We start from the raw sequence: 26816 nt of genomic DNA, 5'->3' as shown, positions 1-26816 counted from the left end.
GTCAGACTCGTGTGGCGTCAGCGTTCGACGATACCGGTTCGGCCTGCTGAGCCTCACCGGCCGAACCGGATCCGGTGGTCGAACCGGTCGACGCGGCTGCGGTCGTCGCCGGTGCGGACCGGTCGGCCGCCTCGGCGAGGCCTGCCGCTCCGCCCTTGCGGACGAGGATCTTGAGCGCGAGCACCAGCACGGCGCTGATGATCGTGCCGACGACGACGGAGAGCAGGAACAGCAGGAACGAGTCGATGGCGAAGAAGACGAACACGCCGCCGTGCGGGGCCTGGCTGGTGACGGAGAAGGCCATCGTCATGCCGCCCGTGACGCCGGCACCGACGACCGAGGCAGGGATCACGCGCAGCGGATCGGAGGCGGCGAAGGGAATCGCGCCTTCGGAGATGAACGCGGCGCCGAGCAGCCAGGCGGCCTTTCCATTTTCCTTCTCCGCCTGGGAGAAGATGCGTGGGCGGACGGCGGTGGCCAGCGCCATGGCCAGGGGCGGAACCATTCCGGCGGCCATCACCGTGGCCATGATCTCCCACGGCACGGGGTTGTCGACGGAGCCTGCGGCGAGGCCGGCGACGGCGAACGAGTAGGCAACCTTGTTGACGGGGCCGCCCAGATCGACGGCCATCATCGCGCCGAGGATGAGCCCGAGGACGACGGCGGCGGTTCCGGTCATGGAGCTCAGCCAGCTGTCGAGGCCCTTGGTCAGGGCGCTGATCGGTCCGCCGAGGACCATGAACATCAGGCCCGAGGAGACGAGGGAGGCCACCAGCGGGATGATCACGACGGGCATGAGTCCGCGCAGCCACCTCGGTGCGGCGAAGGAGCCGATCCAGTGGGCGATATAGCCGGCGAGGAGTCCGCCGATGATGCCCCCGATGAACCCGGCGCCCATGAGCACGGCGACGGCGCCGACGGTGAAGCCGGGAGCGATTCCGGGGCGGTCGGCGATGCCGTAGGCGATGTATCCGGCCAGGGCGGCGACGAGGAAGCTCATCGACAGGTTGCCGATCTGGAAGGCCACGGCGCCCAGGTAGGCGCCGACGGGTCCGAGTGCCAGGTCACCGTATTCGGTGGGCAGGTTCCACAGGGAGTTGCCCAGGACGATGTCCTCGGCGTAGTCGGGGATGTCGAATCCGCCGAGGAGGAACCCCAGTGCCATGAGCAGTCCGCCGGCGGCGACGAAGGGGATCATGTAGCTGACACCGGTCAGCAGCACGCGTTTGAGGTGGGCACCGATGCTTTCGCGAGAGCCGGACTGTGTTTCGGAGGAGTCGTCGGCGGCGTGAGCGGCGGTCAGCCTGCGGCCGTTGGGGGCGTCCGCCTCGGCGAGGGCCTTGCGAATGAGACCCTGAGGATCATCGATTCCGGCCTTCACCGGCACCTGCACATAGGGTTTGCCGGCGAACCGCGGCTTGTCGCGGACGTCGACGTCGACAGCGAAGACGACGGCATCGGCGGCATCGATGACGGACTGGTCGAGCGGAGTCGTGCCGCTCGAGCCCTGAGTCTCGGTGACGACGTCGATGCCCATCTCGGCTCCGGCCTGGACGAGGGCGTCGGCGGCCATATAGGTGTGGGCGATTCCCGTCGGGCAGGCCGTGACGGCGACGACGCGGCGGGGGTGGTCGGTCGAGGATGAGGAGGATTCGGTGGGGGCCCCAGCGGCACCGGTGGTGGGTGCGCCGGTAGGGGCCGCCTCGGTGCTGGTCTGCTCTTCGGGCGTCTCGCGTAGGCCGAGGGCGGTTTCGACGAGGTCGACGACTTCCTGCTCGGTCGTCGCCGCGCGCAGGGAGGCGACGAAGTCCTTCTTCACCAGTGACCGCGCGAGTTTCGACAGGAGCTTGAGGTGGTCCTTCCCGGCGCCCTCGGGGGCGGCGATCATGAACACGAGATCGGCGGGGCCGTCCTTGGCACCGAAGTCGACCGGCGGGTTCAGTCGCGCCATTGCGAGGCTGGGTTCGGTGACCGCCTCGGTGCGGGCGTGCGGGATGGCGATGCCGCCGGGAACGCCGGTCGGGGTCTTCTCTTCGCGGGCGATCGCCGCGTCCGCCAATCCGTCTGCGGAGTTCGCGCGGCCCTGTTCGGCGATCGTGGCGGCCAGAGCGCGGATGACAGCGGACGACGCCGTCCCCTGATCCGCGTCGAGGACCACCAGGTCTGTTGTGATGAGCGATGTCATCGTGCCTCCTCGGCTTCGGGGGCTGTGCCCTCATGTCGGTGGGAAGTGTCGTCGGTATGCGTGTCTGTATGTGCTGTGGGACTACCTGTCAGCGGTGCTGCGGATGTCTCCAGTGACGTCACGGTCACCGCGTCGGTCCGGGCGTCCGCCGGGCTCGGCACTCCGGTGCCGCGCAGCCGGGCGGCTGCGGATCCGTAGGCGACGGCTCGCGCCAGAGCCGCATCGGGTTCACGGCCGTCGGTCAGACCCAGCAGGTACCCGGCGAGGGTGGAGTCGCCCGCGCCCACGGTGCTCACGACGTCCGTAGGCGGATGCTGGGCATGCCAGGCAGCGTCCGGCTGGGCGAGCACTGCGCCGCCGGCGCCCAAGGTCGCAAGGATCGACCGCGGGCGGGGGCCGCGCGCGTTGAGCAGGGTCGATGTGGCGCGAGCCGTGAGCTGCGGTGAGGACTCGAGGCGGTCGGCGATCGTGTGCAGTTCGGCGGTGCCGAGGGATTCGACGGCGACACGTGGGTCAGAATCGTCCCGGAGACCGGAGGCGTGCAGGAGGCCGGCGGCGTTGAGGAGCTCGGCGAGTTCTTCGGCGTTGGGTTTGATGAGATCTGGTGAGGCCATCAGGGCCGCAGTCAGAGGAGCACCGGAGGTGTCGACGGCGATCAGCGGCGGACGATCAAGCTGGCGGATACGTTTGATCGCGCGGGCGTAGAAGTCATCGTCGACTCCTGGAGGCAGCGAACCGGCCAGGACGACCCAGCTCGCACCGACTGCCTGCTCGGCCACGAGATCGAGCAGTTCGTCCTGAGCCTGCGGGCTCAGAGGCGAGCCTGGTTCGTTGATCTTCGTCGTCGTGCCGTCGGGTTCGGTGACGGTGATATTGGACCGCAGCGGCGTGCCGGTGGGAACGGAGCGATGAGCCAGTCCGGTCGCGTCGAGTCCGGTGAGCACCGGGTCGTCGATGTCTCCGGGCAGGACCGCCAGGGTGTCACGGTCGGAGGCCGCCACGGCACGGGAGACGTTGACTCCCTTGCCGCCGGGCTGCTGTCCGGCCCAGACGGCGCGCTGCACCTGGCCGCGGAGAACGGGGCCGGGCACTTCGATGGTCCGATCGAGGCTGGGGTTGGCGGTGAGGGTGAGGATCATGGAGTGACGACCTCGACTTCCGCAGTCTCCAGATCGGCCGACAACGACTCTTCCGGCGCGTCATCGGTGATGAGGACATCGATCTGGTCGAGTTCCGCGAACCGCACCAGAGAGATGGCATCGAACTTCGCTGAGTCGGCGAGCACGGCGACCCTGCGTCCGGAGTGCACGAACGCTGACTTCGTCGCCGCCTCGTCATGGTCGGGCGTGGAGACGCCGTCGCCGGTGAGTCCATTGGTGCCGAGCACCGCGAGATCCACTCGATGGCCCTCGATGGCCGTGATCGTCTGCGGTCCGACCATGGCCCGGGTGACCGGTCGGAACCGGCCGGGGAGGACGAAGATGTCGACGCCGGGCGCTCCGGCCAGGCTGTCGATGGCGGACAGGGAGTTCGTGATGACGCGCAGTTGTCGCGGTGCCTGTCCGGCGACGAGGCGGCCATGGGCTTCGTCGGCGATCGCGCGAGCGAAGGCCGCACAGGTCGTGCCGCCGTCCACGGAGATGCTCATCGTCTCCTCCAGCAGGCTCAGCGCTGACCGGGCGATCGCTGTCTTCTCATCGAGGTTGTGGATCTCGCGGTCGTCGAAGGCCGGCTCTTCGAGGCTGTGGGGACGGCAAGGCACCGCTCCCCCGTGGACGCGCTGGAGGGCTCCGGCCTTTTCGAGGGCGGCGAGGTCGCGTCGAACGGTTTCCGTCGTGATGTCGAAATCGGCGGCCAGATCGGTGACATTGACCCGGCCCGCTTCGCTGACGAGCTCAGCGATGCGTCGTTGCCGTTCTTCAGCGAACACGTCCGGCCTTTCCCTTCGCGCGGCTCATCGTCATACGGACGAATAACCACGTGGTTATCTGTTGGTTTGAACGATCTTAGGACTCTATTCACGCACCGTCAATCACATTCCAACATCTTTCCAATTATTCCCACATCACCTAGTGGTCGACCCGGCAAGGCGGCTCGGCCGAGGCGGCTCGGCCGAGGCGGCGAGATCTATGAATGACGAGTGCCCCAGAACTCAGCGTTCAGGGGCACTCGTCGTTCACGGTCGGGGTGGGCCACCTCGGCGATGGGATCAGTGGACCGGGTAAGCCGCCTCGGTGATGGGATCAGCCGTCTGTCACTCAGCTGCCGATGCGTTTGTACGCCGAGGAATCGGCGTTGTCGATCGTTGAGTGTTTGCGGTTGTCGTGCATGAAAGCCACGGCGACGAAGCCGACGATCGCGATGACGACGACGTAGACGGCGAACCAGGTGCCGATTCCTGCGTTGCGGAACCACAGCGCGACGTATTCGGCGGAGCCGCCGAACAGCGAGTTGCCGACCGCATAGGTGAAGCCGACGCCGATTCCGCGGATGTGGGCCGGGAACATCTCGGCCTTCACGATTCCGGAGATCGAGGTGTACATGCTGATGAACGCCATGGCGATGACGATGAGGATGCCTGCAGTGAGGACGGAATCGGCCTTGCCGATCATGCCGAGCAGCGGGATGGGCAGCGCGATCATGCCGATGACGAAGATGAGCATGTTGTTATTACGGCCGATCTTGTCCGAGATCTTGCCCGCGATGGGCTGCATGACGACGAAGATGAGCAGGCAGATTGTCATGAGGTCAGCGATGGAGCCTTTGTTGAACACGGCTTCGCCCGGGGTGCCTTCGTTCTGCAGCAGCAGGAACTTCTGCATGTAAGTGGTGAAGACATAGAAGACGAGCGATCCGACGCTGGTGATGCCGAGGACGACGAAGAAGGCGCGCGGGTGGCGCAGCACTTCGCGGAAGCTGCCGGAGTTCTCGTCCTTGCGGGTGTCCGCCGAGGTCGTCTCCTCGAGTCCGCGGCGCAGCCACAGGGAGACGATCGCGGCGGCAGCGCCGATGGCGAAGGGCAGTCGCCACCAGCCGGCTTCGATCTGGTCGGTGCCCAGAGTGTGGGTCATGATGACGGCCAGCAGGCTGGCCAGCAGCTGGCCGCCGATGAGAGTGACGTACTGGAAGGAGGAGTAGAAGCCGCGTTTGCCTTCGGTGGCGACCTCGGACATGTAGGTGGCGGTGGCGCCGTACTCGCCGCCGACGGCCAGCCCCTGGATCATGCGCACGATGAGCAGCAGGATCGCGGCCCAGGAGCCGACGACCGCACTCGTGGGCAGCAGAGCCATCATCAGCGAACCGGCGCACATGAGCAGAATGGAGATGAGCATCGAGTTCTTGCGCCCGAGGCGGTCGGCGGCGCGACCGAAGATGTAGCCGCCGATGGGACGCATGAGGAAGCCGACGAAGAAGACGCCGGCAGCCTGCATCAGTGACAGTGCTTGGTTGTCAGCGACGAAGAACTGGTCGGCGAAGTAGACGCTGAAGAAGGCGTAGATGTAGAAGTCGAACCATTCGACGAGGTTGCCCGAAGAGGCAGCCATGATGGCCTTGACCGTCTTCCATTCCGACTTCTTCTGCGCTGGGGTCTCACCGGCTTCTGCCTGGTCGAGATGCGTATTCTGATCTGTCAATGCTTCTTCTTTCTCACTCGTACGCGGCGCACGCAGCGCCCAGGTCACCTTACTGCCGAGTCAATCGAACTGACGATTCAGTCAGTAATTGAGATTTGGGGTCGGAGGCCCGATTCCGCGGGGTTTTCGCACGGTTTACGCGCGGTTACAGAGCAGAAGTCGCTCGAGGCTGACGATCCCGTACCTGGTGAGGTGAGGAAGATCTCAGTCGAAGCTCCCCGTTTCCCCCGTCGCAGAGTGAGCTGCCGCCCGTCCGAACAGCGCGGATATGCTACTAATTGAGAGAGCTTCGTCCAATGTCGCACCAGGAGAGATCATGACAATCCTCGTCGGTTATTCCCCCTCGCCCGAAGGCAAGGCCGCTGTCGAATTCGGCATCGAGCAGGCCCGCGCATTCGACGATGTCCTCGTCGTGCTCAATGCCGGAATCGGTGAGACTCCCGACGAGCGCGGCGTCGCCACCAGCAAAGACATCGAGGAACTCAAGGAGACGCTGAAGTCTTCCGAGGTCTCCCACGAGATCCTTCAGTTCCTCCGCGGCAATGACCCCGTCGAAGAGCTTCTGGCGCTGGCCGAGGCGACCGCCGACACCCGCATGATCGTCATCGGATCACGCCGCCGCTCCCCCGTGGGTAAGCTCATCATGGGCTCGACGGCCCAGCGCATCATCCTCGACTCCGACGTCCCCGTCGTCTCCGTCAAGGTCGATCGCCGGAAGAAGAAGTAGCCTGCGGCGAAGGACTCCCAGCGCCGCGCCTGAGGTCTTTCAGTCCCCTGCGATGGCGGCGACGAGGGCGTCGACGTCTTCGGCCGTCGTGTCGAAGGCGCACATGAGGCGGACGATGTCCTTCTCCAAGGGCCAGTCCGCGAAGGCGAATTTCTGCCGGGCGCGAGCGGCCACCTCGGCGGGCATGCGGACGAACACGACGTTCGACTCGACCTTCTGCACGATCTCCAGTCCGGGGACACGGCCGCTGCCGGCCACCTCGGCGAGTCTCTCATTGAGATACTGAGCCATCTCGTTCGACCGGGTGGCGGAGGTTCGCCACAGGTCCCCTTCGTACAGGGCGTTCAGCTGGGCGGAGAGGTAGCGCATCTTCGAGGCCAGCTGCAGGTTCATCTTGCGCAGGAACCGCAGTCCCTGGCCGATCTCCGGGTTGAGGACGACGACCGCCTCGGCGCCGAGCAAGCCATTCTTCGTTCCGCCGAGGCTGACGATGTCGACTCCGGCCGCGGTCGTGATGTCGCCGAGGCCGACGCCGAGGTGGGCGGCCGCGTTGCCGAGTCGGGATCCGTCGATGTGGAGGATCATGTCGTTCTCGTGCGCGGTGGACGCGATCGCCGCGATCTCGTCCGGGGTGTAGGTCGTGCCCCATTCGGTCGATTGGGAGATCGACACGGCCAACGACTGCGCATTGTGTTCGCTGCCGCGGCCGATGATCGCACCCTTGACCGTCTCGGGGGTGAGTTTGCCGTTCTCGGTGGCAGCACCGATGATCTTGAGCCCGCCGACCTTCTCCGGGGCGCCGGTCTCGTCGTAGTTGATATGCGCCGAGGCGGCCGTGATCACCGCCGCCCACCGCGGCAGCGCCGACTGCAGGGCGAGCACGTTCGCGCCGGTGCCGTTGAAGACAGGAAACGCCTGAGCCTCGGGCCCGAAGTGGTGGGCCATAATGTCGTGGAAGCGCTGTGTCCACGGATCTCCGCCGTAGCCGGGCGTATGGCCGACGTTGGCCTCGGCAATGGCCGTGATGACCTCGGGGTGGACCCCGGCCCAGTTATCGGACCCGAAGTTGCGCGGGTGCGCCTCGGGGCTGGGGTCGACAGGTGGGGCTGCGGTGCCGGTGTCGGGGAGAAGGTCCGCGGGGTTCGTCGACTGCGCTGTCTGATCAGATGTCTGAGAGTTCACGATCCCAGCGTAGACCCTCCGCGGGGCCCTGACACGACGGTCCGCGCGATGTCAACGGAGCTTCAGACGCCCCTCCTGCGGGCAATAACGGCTTCAAAATGCATACGCAGATCATTCGTGCGCGGCAATCACACTTTGAACCAGTTGCAGGGCTCTGCGCCGCCCCAACCGACCGAGACGCACTGCGGCCCGCCTCCGTTTGTGGAGGCGGGCCGCAGTGTGGTTCGGATCAGTGCCGGTCAGGCGCTCACCCGATGCGGGAGTGCTCGACTCAGCCGAGGAGTCCGCGCATGAGCTCGGCGGTCTCGGTCGGGGTCTTGCCGACCTTGACGCCTGCAGCTTCGAGGGCTTCCTTCTTGGCCTGAGCGGTTCCCGAGGAGCCGGAGACGATGGCGCCTGCGTGGCCCATGGTCTTGCCCTCGGGAGCGGTGAAGCCTGCGACGTAGCCGACGACCGGCTTCGTCACGTTCTCCTTGATGAAGGCTGCTGCGCGCTCTTCGGCGTCTCCGCCGATCTCGCCGATCATGACGATGGCTTCGGTCTCCGGGTCGGCCTCGAATGCTTCGAGCGCATCGATGTGCGTGGTGCCGATGACCGGGTCTCCGCCGATGCCGATGGCGGTCGAGAAGCCGAGGTCACGCAGTTCGTACATCATCTGGTAGGTCAGGGTGCCGGACTTCGAGACGAGGCCCAGCTTGCCCTTCTTCGTGATGTTGGCCGGGATGATGCCGGCCAGCGACTCACCGGGGGTGATGATGCCCGGGCAGTTGGGTCCGATGATGCGGGTGGCGTTTCCGGCCGCCTGCGCACGGGCCCAGACCTCTGCCGAGTCCTGCACCGGGATGCCCTCGGTGATGATGACGAGCAGACCGATCTTGGCGTCGATGGCCTCGATCGCGGCGTCCTTGGAGAACGCCGGCGGCACGAAGGCCACGGACACGTCGGCACCGGTGGCTTCCATCGCCTCGGCGACGGACCCGAAGACGGGGAGTTCGACCTCGTTGCCGGCCTGGTCGTTGTGCTTCACAGTGGTGCCGGCCTTGCGGGCGTTGACACCGCCGACGACGTTCGATCCGGCTGCGAGCATGCGGGCGGTGTGCTTCGAGCCCTCTCCGCCAGTGATGCCCTGGACGATGATCTTCGAATCGGAATTCAGGAAGATAGACATTGTTGTAAAGACCTTTCCTTACTTGGCAGCAGCCAGTTCGGCGGCCTTGTCGGCTCCACCGTCCATCGTGTCAGTGAGCGTGACGAGCGGGTGCGCGGCCTTCTGGAGGATGGCGCGTCCCTCTTCCACGTTGTTGCCGTCGAGGCGGACGACGAGCGGCTTTGTGGCCTGGTCGCCGAGGATCTCGAGGGCCTTGACGATGCCGTCGGCCACGGCGTCACAGGCAGTGATTCCGCCGAAGACGTTGACGAAGACGGACTTCACCTGATCATCGCCGAGGATGACGTCGAGTCCATTGGCCATGACCTCAGCCGAGGCGCCGCCTCCGATGTCGAGGAAGTTCGCGGGCTTGACGCCGTTGTGGTTCTCACCTGCGTAGGCGACGACGTCGAGGGTCGACATGACCAGTCCTGCGCCGTTGCCGATGATTCCGACCTCACCGTCGAGCTTGACGTAGTTGAGGTCGAGCTTCTTGGCCTTGAGCTCCAGCGGGTTCTCTGCGCTGATGTCGCGCAGCTCCTCGTGCTCCTTCTGGCGGAAGTCGGCGTTGTCGTCGAGCGAGACCTTGCCGTCGAGGGCGATGATGTCGCCGGCACCGGTCTTGACCAGCGGGTTGACCTCGACCAGGGTAGCGTCTTCCTTCTCGAAGACGGTCCACAGGCTGGTCAGCACGGGGGCGACCTTCGCGGCGGTGTCGGCATCGAAGCCGGCCGCCTCGGCGATCTCTGCTGCCTTGGCATCGTTGATGCCGTCGATGGCGGAGACGGGGATCTTGGCGAGCGCTTCCGGACGTTCCACGGCCAGCTGCTCGATCTCCATGCCGCCTTCCTTCGAGCACATGGCCAGATAGGTGCGGTTGGACCGATCGAGGAGGACGGAGAAGTAGTACTCCTCAGCAATGTCGGCACCCTCGGCGATCATCACCTTTTCGGTGATGTGGCCCTTGATGTCGAGTCCCAGGATGTCCTTGGCGCGAGCCTCGGCCTCATCGGGGTTCTTGGCGACCTTGACGCCGCCGGCCTTTCCACGGCCGCCGATCTTGACCTGCGACTTGACGACGACGACACCGCCGCCAAGATCTTCGGCTGCCTTCTTCGCTGCTTCTGGCGTCGTCGCGACCTGGGCCTTGAGCACGGGCACTCCGTGCTTCTCGAACAGGTCACGTGCTTGATACTCGAAAAGATCCACGTGTTTTCCTTCGTTTCTGCTGCCGGGTGGTTGGCCCCTGCAGGTTCGTTGACGGATGCAACAACCAAGGACAACCATATTCCCAAACGCACCCGTCCATCCAAACCTGCAGGTTAAACGGACCCTGAGAGTAAGGAATCTCTCGTCAAAAAGTATCTTTGCGCTCAAGATTCTTGATATGGACGTAAAATCGATTCATGGACGAAGTGGATCGAATAGTCGCAGCCTGGCGACGTGAGCGTCCGGATCTCGACGTCTCCCCGATGGAGATCCTCTCCCGAGTCTCGCGGCTGGCCAGGCAGTTGGACCTGGCACGGAAGGCGAGCTTCTCCGATTACGGAATCGAGGGATGGGCCTTCGACGTGCTCTCCGCCCTCCGCCGGGCCGGTGAGCCCTATCAGCTCTCCCCCTCGACCCTGTTGCAGGAGACGCTTGTCACGAGCGGCACCATGACCAATCGCATCGACCGCCTCGTGGCCCGCGGATGGGTCGAGCGTCGCCCCGATCCGGGTGATCGCCGCGGAGTGCTCGTCCACCTCACCGACAGCGGCCGCGCCACCGTCGACTCCGCCCTGGCGGACCTGCTCGTGAAGGAGCGCGAGATCCTCAGCGGCCTCACCTCCGCCGGCAGCCGCAAGCTCGCCGGACTTCTGCGCGAGCTGTCCACCGGCTTCGACGGCAGCGAAGACTGAACCCACTCCGAGCACAGTCACACCTGCCCAACCACAGACACGGACACACGAAACCCACCCGAACCCCGATGACGAGGACCCAGCCATGAACGACGACCTCACGAATTTCACAGGTGCACAGCCGCCTCGGCGAGAGCCCATCCACGGTCATTACGTCGATCTCGAACCCCTGGATCCTGCCGTCCACGACGATGATCTGTTCGCTGCGGTCTCAGTTGCCGACGGGATCGAGGAGCGGTTCCGCTACCTGCCGCAGTCTCCGCAGACCGAACGCAGCGACTTCGATACCTGGATCGCCGAGGCGGCCACGTCGTCCGATCCCCTCTTCTTCGCCGTCGTGGACCGATCCACCGGTCGAGCCGAGGGGCGGCAGGCACTGATGCGCATCGACACCGCCAACGGAGTCATGGAGATCGGGCACATCCTCTGGGGTCCGGCGCTGCGGCGGACGCGAGCAGCCACCGAGGCGCTCTTCCTCTGCGCCGATCTCGCCTTCGCCTCCGGTTTCCGACGCTTCGAGTGGAAGTGCGATGACGCGAACGCCCCGTCGAAAGCGGCCGCCGAACGCTTCGGGTTCACCTTCGAAGGAGTGTTCCGACAGCACCTCGTGTACAAGGACCGCAACCGCGACACCGCGTGGTTCTCGATCATCGACAGCGAATGGCCGGCGCTGCGATCGGCGTATGAGCAGTGGCTCGACGAAGCGAACTTCGATGCCGCGGGCGGCCAGCGGCAGAGCCTGCGCGAACTCATCGCCGCAGCGCGCCGCGGCTGAGGCAGCAGGGTCGGGCGCCGCGGTTGGGCGGCCGGCCTGTGACGTCAGGGTCAGTGCGTCGCACCCCGGCGCAGAAGTCTCGCACCCGCGCTGCTTTCACCGCCTCGCCGCGCGTCCACCCGGGCTCGGACCGTCCCGCGCATTACGCTGGAAGCGACACCACTTGGACGCTGAAGATACCTCGAGGAACCATGCGACTTCGCCCCCTTGCCCTGCTGTCCGCCGCAGCACTGCTGGCCACGACAACGGCCTGCGTGTCGACTCCCGATGAGACCCGACCCCAGCCGCGCCCTTCGGTGAGCAAGGAGGAGGTCACCCCGATCGAGACGCCAGACGATGCACCGAAGGTGTCCATCGTCGATTCCTCGCCAGGTGGGGCGAAGGACACCGACCCGCTGTGGCAGGGCCTCGCCGAGGCGGCCGAGAAGAAGACCGAGGCCTACCTCAAGGTCTACGTGCACACCGGCAACCCGGAAGTCCCCGACTCCGGCGAGACGACCGTGACCGCCGACAGCCCCGACAGCGTCAGCGTCACCGTCGACTCGAAGAACGTCGACGACGGTGCCTCCCCGTTCCTGCTCATCCACGGCACCTTCGAGGTCGAAGAGATCGGCAACTCGGCTTACACCCTCAAGACCGTCGATGACGAAGACATCCCCGAGCTCGACCCGAAGGGCCCGGATGACGAGAAGCGCTGCACCGCCGATGATGCCCAGGACCGCATCGGCCTGGCCGCCGACGACCTCGCCGAAGATCCCGGTCGTCGCGAGGAGTTCCGCCAACAGTGGGGCGGTTCGCCGCGCGTGTGGTGGGGCATCCAGATGACCGCTATCAGCCTCGGCGAAGAGGGCGGAGTCGCCGGCGACTACCTCACTGAAGCCTGCGGAGAGTTCCTCCAGTAATCTCTGGGCACTCCTCGCCTTGCCTCGGTGCGTGTTAAGTGTGCGCAGATTGCCACTCTGAAGCCCGTTTTGGGTAATCTGCGCACACTTAACGCGTACCAACGGTCAACCGGCGGCGTCGCCACCCGGCGTTCTGCGTGCGACGATGAGTTCATGAAGATCGCTGTCATCGGAGCTGGAATCGGCGGACTCTCGACGGCCGTGGGACTGCAGAGGGCCGGCGCCGAGGTCACCGTGTTCGAACGTGGCCCCGAAGTGAGGGCCGGTGGTTCGGGACTGTCGATCTTCGCCAACGGGCTTGCCGCACTGGAGTCGCTCGGTCTGCGCGAGGCGTTCGACGCCGTGACCGATTCCAGCGTCGAAGGCTTCGCCGCAGGTCAGCGCCGCGCAGACGGGCACTGGATCGCTCAGGTGCCCGATGATTCGGTCGGTGCGCTGCGCATCGTCGACCGGGCCGACCTCCACCGCATCCTCCTCGATGCTCTGGCTCCCGGGACAGTGCGCACCGGCACCGAGGCGACGGCGACCGGCACCGACGGGACGCTGACTATCAGGGCCAGGTCCGCCGACGATTCGAGCACGATGGAGTCGATCGCAGAGCGTTTCGACCTCATCATCGGCGCCGACGGTCTGCACAGCTGGGTCCGCACCGTCGTCGACGGTGAACCGGTGGCACCGCGGTACTCCGGGTATTCCGCGTGGCGGGGCATCACCTCGGTGCCGGTGGATCTGTCCGGCGAGGCCGGGGAGTCGGTCGGGCACGGACGCCGCTTCGGCATCGCTCCGCTGGCCGACGGCCGAGTGTACTGGTTCGCCGTGGCGAATATGCCGCAGAACGCGGTCTTCGCCGATGAGAAGGCGACGATCGAGCAGATGTTCACAGGCTGGCACTCCCCCATCGCCGAGCTCATTGCCGCCACCCCCGCCGAGGAGGTCCGCCGCACCGCGATCTCCGACCTCTCCCGCCGGTTGCGTCGTTATCACCGCGGCCGAGTCGTCCTCCTCGGCGATGCCGCGCACGCGATGACGCCGAACCTCGGTCAGGGTGGCGGTCAGGCCCTCGAAGACGCGGCGACGCTGGCCGTCCTGCTCACCCCGCTGATCAGTAAGTCTCCGGGGCCCGAGGCGAATCGACCCGGGCGGATGGTGGAGCAAGCCGAGATACCAGTCTCCGCTGCAGGTGCGGGAGCGGGCGCAGGTGTGAACTCTGCCGACGATGTGGGCACACGCGCCGGTGTGAACCCGGCCCACGACGCGGGCCCGCGCGCCTCAGCACCGGCAGACCTCGCTGCGGCACTCAGCCGCTATGACTCGCTGCGGCGTCCGCGGACGCAGTCGATCGCACAGAAGTCTCGGCTGATGGGGCAGGTGTTCCAACTCGAATCGCCGCTGCTGGCGCGGCTGCGCAATGCCGTCTTCTCAGCGGTTCCGTCGCGACTCATCGCCGCTCAGGCCGCGAGCGTCCAGAAATGGTCGCCGCCGACGCTGCCGTCGTGAGTTGGATGTGGCAAAAAATCCGCTGAGGCGCCGATTTTCCGCCTTTTACCCACAGTGAACGCGTTCGCCATGCGCGAAGTCGGCGGGCGCGGCAACCTCGAACCGTCAGACACGGACGCCGTCGTCGCGCGAGTTAAGTGTGCGAAGAGTGTCCGTCAGACGCGGCGGTTTCTAGGTTCTAGTGCAACACCCGGTCTGACCAGCACTATCAGACCGGGTGTTTCCACTGAACGAAGGAACACCCCCATGACCACGCACTACAGACGTCCACGGCTGCCCTTCCACGTCCTCGACGAACTCTTCTGGCTCCTCCTCGAAGGCAGACCACGATCAGCGATCGCTGACCACCTCGGCATCAACCTCAACACCGTCACCCGGTGGGCGCGGCGACTCGGCCTGCCCAAAGGCAGGACCGGCAGAATACTGTCCATGCCGACCACCATCGTTGCTGCCCCGGCACCACCACGACCACCTGCCTACCGCCACCTGACGATCGCCGACCGAATGACGATCCAGGCTGGCCTGCAATCAGATCCGCCATTGTCGATGAGAACCATCGCGACTCAACTCGGTGTTGCTCCGTCAACCGTGTCCCGAGAGATCCGCCGCAACCGACTCATCCAATACGACAGAATCAGCCCACACCCGGTCTACAGTGCCGCCGGCGCCCACGGCCGCACCTATGCCCGACAGGCACGCAAGAAACACCGTCGCACACGTCTCGAGGATCCGTGGCTGCGGGCTCACGTGATCAACGGGCTCAACGACAAGTGCTCGCCCGAACAGGTCGCCGGTAGGCTTCGGCGTGACTACCCTGACCGGAAGGACCTGCACGTGAGCCACGAAACGGTCTACCAAGCTCTCTACGTCCAAGGACGCGGATCCCTGCGTCACGAGCTGGCCGTGGTCAAAGCCCTCCGATCGGGACAGACGGGAAGGAAGCCACAGTCGAAGCTGCCGCGTCGGTCCAACCGTCCCTGGCTCGATGGTGCCTTGTTGACCGACCGTCCCTCACAAGCTGCCGACCGCACTGTTCCTGGCCACTGGGAGGGTGATCTCGTCGTCGATTCCCACGCCGGTGGCCTGGTGACCGTCTTCGAACGCCGGTCCCGGTTCTCCTTGATCCGGAAACTGCCGAACAACCGCGAATCGGTCACCGTCACCGGACTAGTCCAGGACATGATCGCTTCCCTGCCGGAAGCGTTGTTCTCGACTCTCACGTGGGACCAGGGTCAGGAGATGGCTGAGCATCTGCGGATCACTGTCGCCACCGATTGCCAGGTGTACTTCTGCGACCCGCACTCACCCTGGCAACGACCGACGAATGAGAACTCCAACGGTCTCGTTCGGGACTACTACCCGAAGGGCACGGTCTTCGATGAGTCGGTTACTGACGAGGAGATCCAGGCGATGCAGGATCAGCTCAACCGCAGGCCGCGGAAGGTCCTCGGGTTCGCGACCCCGGCCGAGGTCCTGGCTGATCTGTTGCATGAGCAGGTAGCCTGAGACCAGCCCACTGTTGCACTAGAACACTGAGCCCACCCGCAGTTTTTCGGCAATCTGCGCACACTTAACGCGTTCGCCGGGTGGCAAGCCCACGGCAGCGCAGCCAGCCAGCGCAGTCGTGACCTCTGTTCAGGGGAGGTCGCGGCTGGCCGCAGTCCTCAGGCAGTCAGTCGGGCGGGGAGCCTCACAGTCTCAGTCAGCCAGCGCTCGGTTGTAGGCGTCGACGACGGCCGGCAAGAAGAAGCCCAAGAGCACGGCGATGGCGGTGACCAGGCAGGCCAGCCCCAGCCACAGGGAACCGCCGATGACGCTGAAGGCAAAGACGATGACGAGCAGCTCGAAGGCGATCGCCGCCGGACGCGCCCACCGATGCAGACGCCAGGCGCCCCGGGCCGCGGCGCCGACACCGGCCGCGAAGATGAGGAACATGACGGCCAGACCGATCAGCGAAGCCGCCAAGGGGCCGGCGGTGATCGCGGTGATGACGAACGACACCGCCGCTCCGACCAGGGCCAGCGCCTGGATGCCGAGGACGCTCACGGGTAGCAGCATCGCCCGTGGGGTCGGAACGCCGTGCCCCTCAGGCTCCGGTGAGGCACCGGACGCTGCGGCCCGGTCATTGTGTGAGCTCAAATGGTCACCCGGGCGAATCCGGGGATGAGGATCTCGTCGAGCATGCGCTCGCGCACATCCAGCGGCAGGAAGGCAGCGGTGATGGCGTTGACCGTCGCCCATTCGAGGTCGGTCTGGTTCCAACCGGCCTCATCGACGAGCAGACGCATCTCACGCGACACCGACGTGCCGGACATGAGCCGGTTGTCCGGGTTGATGGTGACAGCGAATCCGAGATCCTTGAGCCCCGTGATCGGGTGGCTGGCGATGGTGCCGCCGATGTCGGTCTGCAGGTTGGAGCTCGGGCACAGTTCGAGCGGGATCTGCTGGTCGAGGACCCAGGCGGCGAGGCTGCCGAGCTGCCCCTGGCCGTCGACGATGTCCATGTCCTCGACGATGCGCGCACCGTGGCCCAGACGCTGGGCGTGGCAGATGGTGACCGCCTCGTGGATGGATTCCTTGCCGGCGGCCTCACCGGCATGGATCGTCACCGGCACATATGCCTGGTGCAGGGCGTTGAAGGCGGAGAGGTGCGCAGACGGCGGGAAGCCGTTCTCGGGCCCGGCGATGTCGAAGCCGACGACACCGGAATCCGCACCCTTCTCACGATGGCGGATGGCCAGTTCGGCGATCGCCAGCGAGTTGTCGGCCTGACGCATGGCCGTGATGAGCTGTCCGACGCGGATGTACTTGCCCTCGGCCGCGGCCTCGGAGACGCCGGCTTCCAGACCGTCCTGGACGGCTTCGACGACGGCGTCGAGTTCGAGTCCGCCTTCGAGGTGCTGTTCGGGAGCCCACCGGGCCTCGGCATAGAAGACTCCGTCGGCAACCTGGTCGAGGACCCATTCCTTGGCCACGCGGCGCAGGTTGTCCTCGCTCTGCATGACCGCCACGGTGTGCGAGAACGTCTCGAGGTAGCGGACCAGGTCACCGGAGTTCGCGGACTCCGAGAACCACCGGCGCAGCGATTCGGCATCGGAGGCGGGCAGGGTGTGACCGATCGAGTCGGCCAGTTCGAGCATCGTCGACGGGCGCAGACCGCCGTCGAGGTGATCGTGGAGGGAGACTTTGGGCAGCTGCAGGATGGGGTCGTCCGATGCGACGCCGGCGGGTACATTCATCACCGTCTCAGCTTATCCGATGCGGCGCGCGGCCCTCATCCTTTCTCCGGGTCGATCTCCCCGCTCTTGATCCGCTCGCGCAGGTCCGTGATTCCGCGTCCGGCGTCGGAGACACGGGAGAGGAATCCGTCCTCGGCGACGATGCGCACTCCCCCGTTGTCGAGGGTGCCCCAATAATGACGGTCGGCGACGCGGAAGCCGCCGATCTCCTCGGGCCCGGTCTTCGGGGCGGGGGCCACCTCGTCGGGGTTCTTGCTCTGCGGCCAGTCGGGGAACATCGTGCGCAGTCCGCGGCGCACGTTCGGCTCCAGGGTGGCCACGATCGCCTTGGAGAACCCGCCGGCGGTGCCGTACCAGACGACTTTCGGCAGGCTCGGTCCCTCATCGTCGCCCTCCGGATCCTCCGTTGCCGCGGTCAGCTCGGTCCGCTTCTCATCCGCCGAGGTGACCACCCCCATCGCGGCCGCCGATCCGAACGGGACGAGCACGTCGACATCGGCATCGAAGGACCGTTCGAAGTAGTCCTTCCCGGCGTCGCGGGTATCGTCGATCGTCCGAGGCGAACCGTTCGCCGAGGCGGCCCCGCCCGAGGAGGGACGATAGGACTCCGCCTTCGGCAGGTCCTCGTCCTTCTCCTTGTTGTACAGGTCGACCCCGGCGTCGAAGGCGGCCAGGATGCGTTCGGACTGCGGGAAACCGTGCGCGACGACGACCCCGACCTTCCCCGTCTCCGAGGCTGTGGCAGCGGTGTATCCCGCGATGAACGCCGGCGGGACGAGGTCGAAGTCCATGCTCAGCACGTTCTTCGGCAGGTCGTCGGTGCCGCTGGAGACCCCGAGGAACAGATCATCGGGGTGGGCGGCGGCGAAGTCCGCGAGTTCGTCCGCTCCCCCGGGTCCGATGACCGTGGTCAGTGCACAGTCGTGTCTGTGCATCCGATCCAATGCCGCCGAGGTGGCCGACCCACCCGAGACACGCTGGCTCGAGGTACCCGAGAAGACCCCGGCCCCACGGGCCAGTTCCGCCTCCTCGAGGGTGAGCGCACCGGCCGAGTGATCGTCGAAGCCGGCCGGAGCCGAGACGAGGCAGCCGAGCCGTTCCTCTTCGAGGGCTTCGGGAGTCGTGACGGAGCAGCCGGTCAGCACCAGGGTGCCCACCGCGGTGAAGGCGGCGATGGAGGTGCTGCGGGTTCGGAGACTCATGACATCAAGATTATCGGCCGGGTAATCAGCGTGGACAGCCGGCGCAGCCGAGCAGCCACCGATCGCTGTCGTTTGGTCGCGGACCGTGACAGGTCGATCAGCGGTCGCGGTCGAGGACCTTGAGAGCGGTGGCGGTGAATACGCGGGCGGCGATCTCCACGGCGCGTTCGTCGATGAGCAGATCACCCTGGTGGATGTCGTAGGTGATGCCGCCGGGTGTGCGGGTGCCCAGCCGGATGAGCGCACCCGGGCAGTGGGTGAGGTACCACGCGAAGTCCTCACCGCCCATGGACTGCGGGGTCAGCTGCACCGAGTTCTCGCCGAGCTCACCGCGGACCGCGGATTCGATGAGGGTGACCTGGTCTTCGGTGTTGACCACCGGTGGGACGCCTCGGCGGTGTTCGAGGTCGACCTCGACTCCGTACGGTCCGGCGATGCGGTCGACGAGCTCGGGCAGCACCTCGGCGACCTGGTTCCAGCCGTCCACGTCGAGGCAGCGCAGGGTTCCGCGCAGAATCCCCTCGCTGGGAACGACGTTCGCTGCGTGACCGGCGCTGATCTCGCCCCACACAAGGGAGATCGCGTGCCGCGGATCGATCAGCCGGCCCAGGGTCGAGGGCAGGTCGGTGGCGAGCTTGCCGAGCGCATAGACGAGGTCTTCGGTCAGATGGGGACGGGAGGTGTGCCCGCCGTGACCGGAGAGGCGGATGATGACCGTGTCGCCGGCAGCGGTGATGGCGCCGATGCGCGAACCGACCTTGCCGATGTCGACGTTCGGGTCACAGTGAACGGCATAGACTTCGGGCACGTCGTCGAGGACGCCCTGGGAGATCACGCGCAGCGCACCGCCCGGGGTGACTTCCTCACCGGGCTGGAAGATCAGTCGCACGCGACCGCCGAGGCCGCCGGGCCGTGATTCATGGATCTTCTGCAGGGCGATGCCGGCGCCGATGAGCGAGGTCAGGTGGACGTCGTGGCCGCAGGCATGGGCGACGCCGGGAACGGTGGAACGGAATTCCTCGTCGATGAGGTCATCAACCGGCAGGGCGTCGATATCGGCTCGCAGTCCCACGGCCACCGGCCCCTCGCCGACCTCGCAGACGACCCCGGTGCCTTCGAGGCGCTGGGGACCCAGACCTGCGGCCTCGAGACGGGCGACGATCTTGTCGGTGGTCTCGAACTCCTGGAAGGACAGTTCCGGATGGGCATGGATGTCGCGGCGGAAATCGATGAGTTCTGCACCGATCTCAGCGATTGTCGAGCTGATCACGTCGGGTCCTTCAGGGCGGGGAGGTCGGGGATGGGCGATGTCGAACATTTCAAGCAATGCTAAGCACTCGATGTCATAAATGTGCCCATTGCGACCAATTTCGACATACTTCGCAGTTCGATCCCCCACGCCCGGAGGCGGCCCAGCGACTCAGAGCAGTTCGTCGAGTCCGCGCTCACCGGCGACGGACACGGCCTTCTTCACGTCCTGGGCGTGCGAGCGGGAGGTGATGAGCAGGACGTCGTCGGTGTCGACGACGACGAGGTCTTCGAGTCCGACGATCGCCACGGTCCGCGGTCCTTCGGAGAACACGACCCCCGAGGCATCGACCTCGAGCAGGTCGGTGTTCCCGCCGATCGAGATCACTCCGCGCGGCTCCCCGGGCACCGGCTGCCGCAGGCGGGCCACCGAGTCGAAGTCGCCGACGTCGTCCCAGCCGAAGTCACCGGGGATGACGATGACACGACCGGCCGCGGCCGCGGGCTCGGCCACCACATAGTCGATGGCTCGCTTCTCCAGTCCGGGCCACACAGCACTGAGGACCTCGTCGTGGTCAGGAGTGTCCCAGGCCTCGGCGATTCGGGCCAGTCCCGAATAGAGCGGCGGGTCCTCCTCGGCGAGGATGTCGAGGAGGGAGGACGCCTTGGCGATGAACATGCCCGCGTTCCAGCGGTAGCGTCCGGAATTCACATACTGACGGGCCGTGCTCGCCTCCGGCTTCTCCGCGAATGCCAGCGCCCGCCTGGCCGTGGGCGCCCCGTCGAGCCCGAGCAGCTCACCGGTCTCGATATAACCGTAGGCGGTGGCAGGATTGCGGGGCATGATGCCGATGGTGACGATGTCACCGGTCTCCGCGGCAGCGACGGCCTGGTCGATGACGAGACGGAATTCGTCGACGTTCGTGATCGAATGGTCGGCGGAGAACGAACCGACGATGGCGTCGGGGTCCTCGCGGGCGATGATCATGGCCGCCAGTCCGATGGCGGCGGCAGAGTCCTTCGGGGACGGTTCGGCGATGATCTGGGCGCGAGCGATATGCGGCAGCTGCTCGGCGACCTGGTCGAAGTGACTCTCACCGGTGACCACCCAGACCCTGTCTTCGCCGACGATCGGCGCGACCCGGTCCCAGGTGGCCTGGATGAGGCTGCGGCCGAGGCCGAGGACATCGTGGAGGAACTTCGGCGTCGCCCGGCGAGACAGCGGCCACAGGCGCGTTCCGGATCCGCCGGCGGGGATGATGGCGTGGAAGTGCGTGTTCACGATTTCAGTGTCTCAGAATTCGGGCACACCTTCCCCGAGGTTGCCCGCCGTGTCGGATGAGCCGATCCCCAGGGATCCGGTGGGGATCTCCCCACCTCAGAGCCGCCTCGGGGATGGTGCACCTGAGTTCCCGGGCCGCCCGGGTCAGGACGGGAGCGCAACAATTTAGAGCACACGACTGTGATGTAATTGAAATTTCGTGAGACGCGAAATCCCAGTTTTGAGGGAATTGCCAGGGTTGCGGTGTGATCCGGGACGCTCAGCCGTGTCTCGACTGGCACGGAAGCGGTCTTCGGCGTAGTTTCTAGACGTACACACCCGAATATTCAAGATGGAGGATGCTCCGTGGCCAAAGCGTCTACGGGCACTCTGTACCGAGGAAACGAAGGAATGTGGTCCTGGGTCGCGCATCGCGTCACAGGCGTCGGAATCTTCTTCTTCCTTCTGGTCCACGTGCTCGATACTGCACTCGTCCGCGTCTCGCCCGAGGCCTACAACGCAGTGATCGGAACCTATAAGACACCGGTCATGGCATTCGGTGAGATCGCGCTCGTCGCCGCAATCGCATTCCATGCGTTCAACGGTCTGCGCGTCATTCTCGTCGATTTCTCGAAGAGTGGCCCGAAAAATCAGAAGAAGCTGTTCTGGGGAGTCATGGTTGTGTGGCTCATCATCATGATCGCCTTCATTCCCCGCCAGCTGATGCACACCTTCGGAGGCTGACATGAGCACAACATCCATTCCGGCTCCGCGGACCGGCTACTCCCGGCACAAGTCGACGCGTTCGAAGTTCGAGATGTTCGCATGGCTGTTCATGCGCATCTCCGGCGTCGTGCTCGTCATCCTCATCTTCGGCCACCTGTTCGTGAACCTGTGGGCCGGCGACGGCGTCCAGGCCATCGACTTCGGCTTCGTCGCAGGCAAGTGGGCCAGCCCGTTCTGGCAGATCTGGGATCTGCTCATGCTGTGGCTGGCGATGCTGCACGGCACCAACGGTCTGCGCACCATCATCATGGACTACTCCGAGAAGCCCGGCACACGCATGTCCCTGCAGGTGATCCTCTACATCGCCTCGGTCATCGTCATCGTGCTCGGCACGCTCGTCATCTTCACGTTCGATCCCTGCCCGGCCGGAGCGGACCCCTCGGTCCTGGCTGAGTTCTGCAAGGCCTAAAGGAGAAACATGCAGGTACATCATTACGACGTCGTCATCGTCGGTGCCGGCGGCGCCGGCATGCGTGCGGCGATCGAGTCGGGCCAGCGTGCCCGCACCGCCGTTCTCACCAAGCTCTACCCCACCCGTTCGCACACCGGAGCCGCCCAGGGCGGAATGTGCGCCGCACTGGCGAACGTGGAAGAGGACAACTGGGAATGGCACACCTTCGACACCGTCAAGGGCGGTGACTACCTGGTCGACCAGGACGCCGCCGAGGTGATGGCCAAGGAAGCCATCGACGCCGTCCTCGATCTCGAGAAGATGGGGCTGCCGTTCAACCGCACCCCCGAAGGCAAGATCGACCAGCGCCGCTTCGGCGGTCACACCCGCGACCACGGCAAGTCCGCCGTGCGCCGCTCCTGCTACGCCGCAGACCGCACCGGTCACATGATCCTCCAGACCCTGTACCAACAGTGCGTCAAGCACGGCGTGGAGTTCTACAACGAGTTCTACGTCCTCGACCTCCTCATGACCGAGGTCGACGGGGTCAAGCGCCCCGCAGGCGTCGTGTCCTACGAACTGGCCACCGGTGAGATCCACGTCTTCCAGGCCAAGTCGGTCGTCTTCGCCACCGGCGGTGTCGGCAAGGTCTTCAAGACCACCTCGAACGCACACACCCTGACCGGCGACGGCATGGCCGTGACCTACAACCGCGGAATCCCGCTGGAGGACATGGAGTTCTTCCAGTTCCACCCGACAGGCCTCGCCGGCCTGGGCATCCTGCTGTCCGAGGCGGCTCGCGGTGAGGGCGGAATCCTCCGCAACTCCGAGGGTGAGCGCTTCATGGAGCGCTATGCCCCGACGATCAAGGACCTCGCCCCGCGTGACATCGTGGCCCGTTCGATGGCTAACGAAGTGCGCGAAGGCCGTGGCTGCGGACCGAACAAGGACTACGTCCTGCTCGACCTCACTCACCTCGAGCCCTCACACATCGACGAGAAGCTGCCGGACATCACCGAGTTCGCCCGCACCTACCTCGGTGTGGAGCCCTACACGGAGCCGGTGCCGGTCTTCCCGACCGCGCACTACGCGATGGGCGGCATCCCGACGAACATCGAAGCCGAAGTCCTCGCCGACAACGACACCGTCATCCCCGGCCTCTACGCCGCCGGTGAATGCGCCTGCGTGTCGGTGCACGGTTCGAACCGTCTGGGCACGAACTCGCTGCTCGACATCAACGTCTTCGGCAAGCGCGCCGGCATCGCCGCTGCGGAATACGCGAAGACCGCCGAGTCCGTCGAACTGCCCGAGAACCCGGCGAACGACGTCGTCGAGATGCTCGAGAAGATGCGCACCTCGGACGGCACCGAACGCATCGCGGCGATCCGCAAGGATCTGCAGGACATCATGGACGCCAACGTGCAGGTGTTCCGCACCGACGAGACTCTGCGTGACGCTCTCGACGAGATCGCCAAACTGCGCGAGCGCTACAACAACGTGGGCATCCAGGATCGCGGCAAGCGCTACAACCTCGATCTGCTCGAGGCCGTCGAGCTCGGCTTCCTGCTCGAGCTCGCCGAGGTCATCTCTGTCGCCGCCATCCACCGCAAGGAATCGCGTGGAGGACACTTCCGCGAGGACTTCCCGGATCGTGACGACGAGAACTTCATGCACCACACGATGACCTACCTCGATCCCGAAGCGGAGACCGACGGCATCAAGGGCATGCGTCTTGAGACGAAGCCCGTCATCGTCACCCGTTACCAGCCGATGGAGCGTAAGTACTGATGAGCACCGATACCACCCCAGAGCCAGCGTCGAAGATCGACCTGCCGACACATGTGTCAGGCGAAGGCGGGTCCATCCCGTCCTTCGACTGCACCTTCCGGATCGCTCGCTTCGACCCCGAGGTCGATTCCGAGCCGCACTGGGAGGAATACAGCATCACGATGTACGGCACCGACCGTGTGCTGGATGCTCTCCACAAGATCAAGTGGGAGATCGACGGTTCGCTGTCCTTCCGCCGGTCCTGCGCCCACGGCGTCTGCGGCTCCGATGCGATGCGCATCAACGGCCGCAACCGTCTGGCCTGCAAGACTCTGCTCAAGGACCTCGACACGTCCAAGCCGATCACCGTCGAGGCGATCAAGGGCCTGCCGCTCGAGAAGGACATGATCGTCGACATGGAGCCCTTCTTCCAGTCGTACCGCGAGGTCATGCCGTTCCTCGTCACCTCGGGACACGAGCCCACGCGTGAGCGTCTGCAGTCGGCCGAACAGCGTGCGGCCTTCGACGACACCACGAAGTGCATCCTCTGCGCTGCGTGCACCTCGTCGTGCCCCGTGTTCTGGACCGACGGCCAGTACTTCGGTCCGGCCGCGATCGTCAACGCGCACCGCTTCATCTTCGATTCGCGTGACGAAGGCGGAGACATGCGCCTCGAGGTCCTCAACGACAAGGAAGGCGTGTGGCGCTGCCGCACCACCTTCAACTGCACCGAGGCCTGCCCTCGCGGCATCGAGATCACCAAGGCCATCGCCGAGGTGAAGCAGGCGATCCTGCAGCGCGCATTCTGATCGCGCCAGTCTGATCCCGACTGCAGCGGCCCCGCACCACACGGTGCGGGGCCGCTTTCGTCTGTCCCGCCGTGATTGGGTGCTTTTCACCACGGCCCAGTTGAGGGTGGATAGCCCACGTTTGAACGTGGGCTATCCATCTCAAACTGGGCTGCCACCACAAGCTTCGTCTCGGTGAGGTGCCGTCTCGAGTGAACGAATCCTGAGGACGAGCTGCTCGCGGCGAAAGTAGACTGGTGCGCATGCGTTTCACCCGCTCGACTGCTTCCTCACTACGCGCCCTGCCCCTGAGCATCCTCGGCTTCGCCGCCGCACTGCTGATGCTCGCCGCGCAGCTCGTCCACTCCCCGGCCCCCGCACACGCGGTGCCGCAGCCGGCAGAGTCGACAGCACCGGCGTATGTCAGTCCAGAGGACCTCGGTGACGGTGCGAAGCCGCCGAAGCCGACGGGCACGTCCTGGCTTGTCGGCGACCTCGACTCCGGGGAGCTGCATGTGGCGAAGAATGTGGAGAAGCGGCACGCCCCGGCGTCGACGATCAAACTGCTCACGGCACTGGCGCTCGTGGACGAGTTCGACGACAAGAAGAAGAAAGTGACCGCCGAGTTCGAGGACATGGAAGTCGATGGGACGAAGGTCGGTCTCATGCAGACGAACAAGTACTCCATCGATCTGCTCTTCCACGCGATGCTGATGTCGAGCGCCAACGATGCGGCGAATGCTCTGGGTCGTGCAGCAGGCGGACAGGACAAGGCCGTGAAGCTGATGAACGAGAAGGCCGCCGAGCTGGGCATGTCGAATACGCAGGCGAAGAACACCTCGGGACTCGACGCAAAGGGCCAGTACACGACCGCTGAGGACCTCATGAAGCTCGCGTGGGCGGTGTGCGAAGACGACTACCTCATGAAGGTCATCGGCACAGAGACGTTCAAATTCCCGGGCGGAAAGAACCCGCAGACGAAAGAGAAGTTCAAGGGCTACGAGATCCAGAACCATACGAAGATCGTTGGCCAGGTCGACGGCGGGCTGGGCCTGAAGAACGGGTTCACTCGGGCGGCGAAGGGCTCGTACGTGGCCGTGGCCGAGCGTGACGGGCACCGTGTGGTCGCGACGATGCTCGGCATCGACAACAACTCTCGCCAGGTCGCCGTGGACCTGCTCGATTGGGATTTCGCCCAGAAGGACCCGAAATCGCTGCAGACCGTGCCCGTCGGGGTTCAGGCCACCGCCGAGGCGGCCCCCACCGCCACTGGCAGCTCGAGTGATGCCGGGGGTGCCGAATCGGATTCGAGCGAAGCGACGGAGTCCCAGAAGTCCGATGAGTCGGAGCCATCCATGGCGTCCCAGACCGTCGGTGCGGCACTGGACAATCCCCTGGCGCTCGTCCTCCTGGCGGGTGGGGTCGTGCTCTTCATCGCGACGGTGATCCTGTGGCTGCGACTCCGGGCACGGATGCAGGGTCGACGATAAGGGCATTCAGAGCCTCCTCGGCCAGAGGCCGGCAAAAGCGATCTGCAGGTCCACCACGGCGAGAGGATCAACGGTAAGGTTCGGTGCCGCCTCGGCGAGATGGCCGGAGGTAGGGTCGGTCGACCTGAGCCTAGGGTTCTGACCTCAATTGGACAACGTCGACATAGACGCGTTACGCTTACAACTTGCGTTCGAAGTTGTCCGCATTCATCGAACTGATCGTTGCGTTGCTCCTGACGACAAGCTTTTGAAGTCGTAGGCCCCGATCATGGTTCGACTTTGCAGATGAATGTTCCGGACACTGTGTCTCTTCGAATCGCAGATCCCCATGGCGATCACCCAATCGCCGTATTGAGAACCTGAAGAATAGCGCGCGTCGTTGCCTGCTATTCACAACTGAAGAAAGGAGGGAACCATGTCTGAGTTCCCACAGTGGGTCCAGCGCGGGCTCGCACACGCAGGATTGATCGATCCCCGGATCAGCCGTCAGGCTCCTGGTGAGATCACGATCAAGGATGCGACCGGTCGAGTTGTGCTGTTCACCGGCACCTCGCTGCGTGAGATCACGCCGATGGCCGCCGCCTGACCGAACCTCGGTCGCCCTGATCTGCAGGGATCGGCATGGCCCGACCGGGCCGGACTGATCCTCACTGATTGAGAAGACGCCCACTTGCTGCCGGGTTTTACGCAGCA

Annotated in this window: 24 protein-coding genes; 12 read left to right on the top strand and 12 right to left on the bottom strand. The window is 65.4% G+C overall.

Going from position 1 to position 26816, the window contains the following annotated elements:
* Position 1: 1 nt before the first annotated feature.
* From ACU4IU_RS14485 to ACU4IU_RS14470, 4 genes are all read right to left on the bottom strand, one after another.
* On the bottom strand, positions 2-2185 hold the full coding sequence (locus ACU4IU_RS14485; protein ID WP_446657118.1) for a PTS fructose transporter subunit IIABC: 2184 nt from the start codon (positions 2183-2185) through the stop codon (positions 2-4).
* Positions 2182-3324: a 1-phosphofructokinase family hexose kinase gene (locus ACU4IU_RS14480; RefSeq protein ID WP_376906728.1), complete on the bottom strand. Its 1143-nt coding sequence runs from the start codon at positions 3322-3324 to the stop codon at positions 2182-2184. The genes ACU4IU_RS14485 and ACU4IU_RS14480 overlap by 4 nt, the downstream gene beginning before the upstream one ends.
* Positions 3321-4115, bottom strand: coding sequence for a DeoR/GlpR family DNA-binding transcription regulator (locus ACU4IU_RS14475; protein ID WP_172171091.1), 795 nt, complete (start codon positions 4113-4115; stop codon positions 3321-3323). The genes ACU4IU_RS14480 and ACU4IU_RS14475 overlap by 4 nt, the downstream gene beginning before the upstream one ends.
* Positions 4116-4443: 328 nt before the next feature.
* Positions 4444-5820 (bottom strand): MFS transporter, encoded by a 1377-nt coding sequence (locus ACU4IU_RS14470; protein ID WP_446657117.1) that lies wholly within the window; start codon positions 5818-5820, stop codon positions 4444-4446.
* A 316-nt stretch (positions 5821-6136) separates the two neighbouring features.
* Between ACU4IU_RS14470 and ACU4IU_RS14465 the strand changes: the two genes are divergently transcribed.
* On the top strand, positions 6137-6547 hold the full coding sequence (locus ACU4IU_RS14465; RefSeq protein WP_139468937.1) for a universal stress protein: 411 nt from the start codon (positions 6137-6139) through the stop codon (positions 6545-6547).
* Between the two features lie 39 nt (positions 6548-6586).
* Here the strand turns inward: ACU4IU_RS14465 and ACU4IU_RS14460 are convergent, their stop codons facing one another.
* The 3 genes from ACU4IU_RS14460 to sucC form a co-directional block, all read right to left on the bottom strand.
* Positions 6587-7729, bottom strand: coding sequence for a threonine aldolase family protein (locus ACU4IU_RS14460; protein ID WP_181271604.1), 1143 nt, complete (start codon positions 7727-7729; stop codon positions 6587-6589).
* A gap of 271 nt (positions 7730-8000) precedes the next feature.
* Positions 8001-8897 (bottom strand): succinate--CoA ligase subunit alpha, encoded by an 897-nt coding sequence (gene sucD, locus ACU4IU_RS14455; RefSeq protein ID WP_139468939.1) that lies wholly within the window; start codon positions 8895-8897, stop codon positions 8001-8003.
* Positions 8898-8915: 18 nt separating this feature from the next.
* A complete protein-coding gene (gene sucC, locus ACU4IU_RS14450) occupies positions 8916-10085 on the bottom strand; it encodes an ADP-forming succinate--CoA ligase subunit beta (RefSeq protein ID WP_139908545.1) in 1170 nt (389 codons plus the stop codon).
* Between the two features lie 197 nt (positions 10086-10282).
* Between sucC and ACU4IU_RS14445 the strand changes: the two genes are divergently transcribed.
* The 5 genes from ACU4IU_RS14445 (at position 10283) to ACU4IU_RS14425 (ending at position 15457) form a co-directional block, all read left to right on the top strand.
* Entirely contained in the window at positions 10283-10777 is a 495-nt protein-coding gene (locus tag ACU4IU_RS14445) for a MarR family winged helix-turn-helix transcriptional regulator (RefSeq protein ID WP_181271603.1), read from the top strand.
* Between the two features lie 85 nt (positions 10778-10862).
* The gene (locus ACU4IU_RS14440; RefSeq protein WP_181271602.1) at positions 10863-11552 is read left to right on the top strand and encodes a GNAT family N-acetyltransferase; all 690 of its coding nucleotides are present in this window, start codon (positions 10863-10865) and stop codon (positions 11550-11552) included.
* A 191-nt stretch (positions 11553-11743) separates the two neighbouring features.
* Complete coding sequence (locus ACU4IU_RS14435; RefSeq protein ID WP_172171087.1) at positions 11744-12454, top strand: hypothetical protein; 711 nt, start codon at positions 11744-11746, stop codon at positions 12452-12454.
* A 153-nt stretch (positions 12455-12607) separates the two neighbouring features.
* Positions 12608-13951, top strand: coding sequence for an FAD-dependent oxidoreductase (locus ACU4IU_RS14430; protein ID WP_446657116.1), 1344 nt, complete (start codon positions 12608-12610; stop codon positions 13949-13951).
* Positions 13952-14197: 246 nt separating this feature from the next.
* Positions 14198-15457 carry an IS30 family transposase gene (locus tag ACU4IU_RS14425; protein ID WP_139470450.1) on the top strand — a complete coding sequence of 420 codons (1260 nt, stop codon included), beginning with the start codon at positions 14198-14200 and terminating at the stop codon, positions 15455-15457.
* 192 nt (positions 15458-15649) lie between these two features.
* Here ACU4IU_RS14425 and ACU4IU_RS14420 read toward each other — a convergent pair whose 3' ends face one another.
* The 5 genes from ACU4IU_RS14420 to ACU4IU_RS14400 all read right to left on the bottom strand — a co-directional run bounded on the left by ACU4IU_RS14420 (position 15650) and on the right by ACU4IU_RS14400 (position 20922).
* Positions 15650-16090, bottom strand: coding sequence for a hypothetical protein (locus ACU4IU_RS14420; RefSeq protein ID WP_248284103.1), 441 nt, complete (start codon positions 16088-16090; stop codon positions 15650-15652).
* Positions 16087-17190 (bottom strand): adenosine deaminase, encoded by a 1104-nt coding sequence (locus tag ACU4IU_RS14415; RefSeq protein WP_139470381.1) that lies wholly within the window; start codon positions 17188-17190, stop codon positions 16087-16089. The genes ACU4IU_RS14420 and ACU4IU_RS14415 overlap by 4 nt, the downstream gene beginning before the upstream one ends.
* A 35-nt stretch (positions 17191-17225) precedes the next feature.
* On the bottom strand, positions 17226-18392 hold the full coding sequence (locus ACU4IU_RS14410; RefSeq protein WP_139470355.1) for a BMP family ABC transporter substrate-binding protein: 1167 nt from the start codon (positions 18390-18392) through the stop codon (positions 17226-17228).
* Between the two features lie 97 nt (positions 18393-18489).
* Complete coding sequence (locus ACU4IU_RS14405) at positions 18490-19662, bottom strand: amidohydrolase (RefSeq protein ID WP_139470356.1); 1173 nt, start codon at positions 19660-19662, stop codon at positions 18490-18492.
* A gap of 150 nt (positions 19663-19812) precedes the next feature.
* A complete protein-coding gene (locus tag ACU4IU_RS14400) occupies positions 19813-20922 on the bottom strand; it encodes a mannose-1-phosphate guanylyltransferase (RefSeq protein ID WP_181272497.1) in 1110 nt (369 codons plus the stop codon).
* A gap of 345 nt (positions 20923-21267) precedes the next feature.
* Here ACU4IU_RS14400 and sdhC point away from each other — a divergent pair, with 345 nt between their 5' ends.
* From sdhC to ACU4IU_RS14370, 6 genes are all read left to right on the top strand, one after another.
* The gene (gene sdhC / locus ACU4IU_RS14395; RefSeq protein WP_081770431.1) at positions 21268-21645 is read left to right on the top strand and encodes a succinate dehydrogenase, cytochrome b556 subunit; all 378 of its coding nucleotides are present in this window, start codon (positions 21268-21270) and stop codon (positions 21643-21645) included.
* Between the two features lies 1 nt (position 21646).
* Positions 21647-22096, top strand: a complete 450-nt coding sequence (locus ACU4IU_RS14390; protein ID WP_025778711.1) for a succinate dehydrogenase hydrophobic membrane anchor subunit — start codon at positions 21647-21649, stop codon at positions 22094-22096.
* Between the two features lie 9 nt (positions 22097-22105).
* Positions 22106-23866, top strand: a complete 1761-nt coding sequence (gene sdhA, locus ACU4IU_RS14385; RefSeq protein ID WP_139470358.1) for a succinate dehydrogenase flavoprotein subunit — start codon at positions 22106-22108, stop codon at positions 23864-23866.
* The gene (locus ACU4IU_RS14380) at positions 23866-24654 is read left to right on the top strand and encodes a succinate dehydrogenase iron-sulfur subunit (protein WP_101546859.1); all 789 of its coding nucleotides are present in this window, start codon (positions 23866-23868) and stop codon (positions 24652-24654) included. Before sdhA ends, ACU4IU_RS14380 begins: the two co-directional genes overlap by 1 nt.
* A gap of 242 nt (positions 24655-24896) precedes the next feature.
* Positions 24897-26123 (top strand): D-alanyl-D-alanine carboxypeptidase family protein, encoded by a 1227-nt coding sequence (locus ACU4IU_RS14375; protein WP_446657115.1) that lies wholly within the window; start codon positions 24897-24899, stop codon positions 26121-26123.
* 415 nt (positions 26124-26538) lie between these two features.
* On the top strand, positions 26539-26709 hold the full coding sequence (locus ACU4IU_RS14370) for a hypothetical protein (protein ID WP_172171077.1): 171 nt from the start codon (positions 26539-26541) through the stop codon (positions 26707-26709).
* The last annotated feature ends 107 nt before the right edge of the window (positions 26710-26816 follow it).

It is taken from the genome of Brevibacterium sp. CSND-B09, from assembly GCF_052906525.1.
Note: the sequence above shows the minus strand (reverse complement) of the source record. Positions and strands in the feature narration are given on the sequence as shown.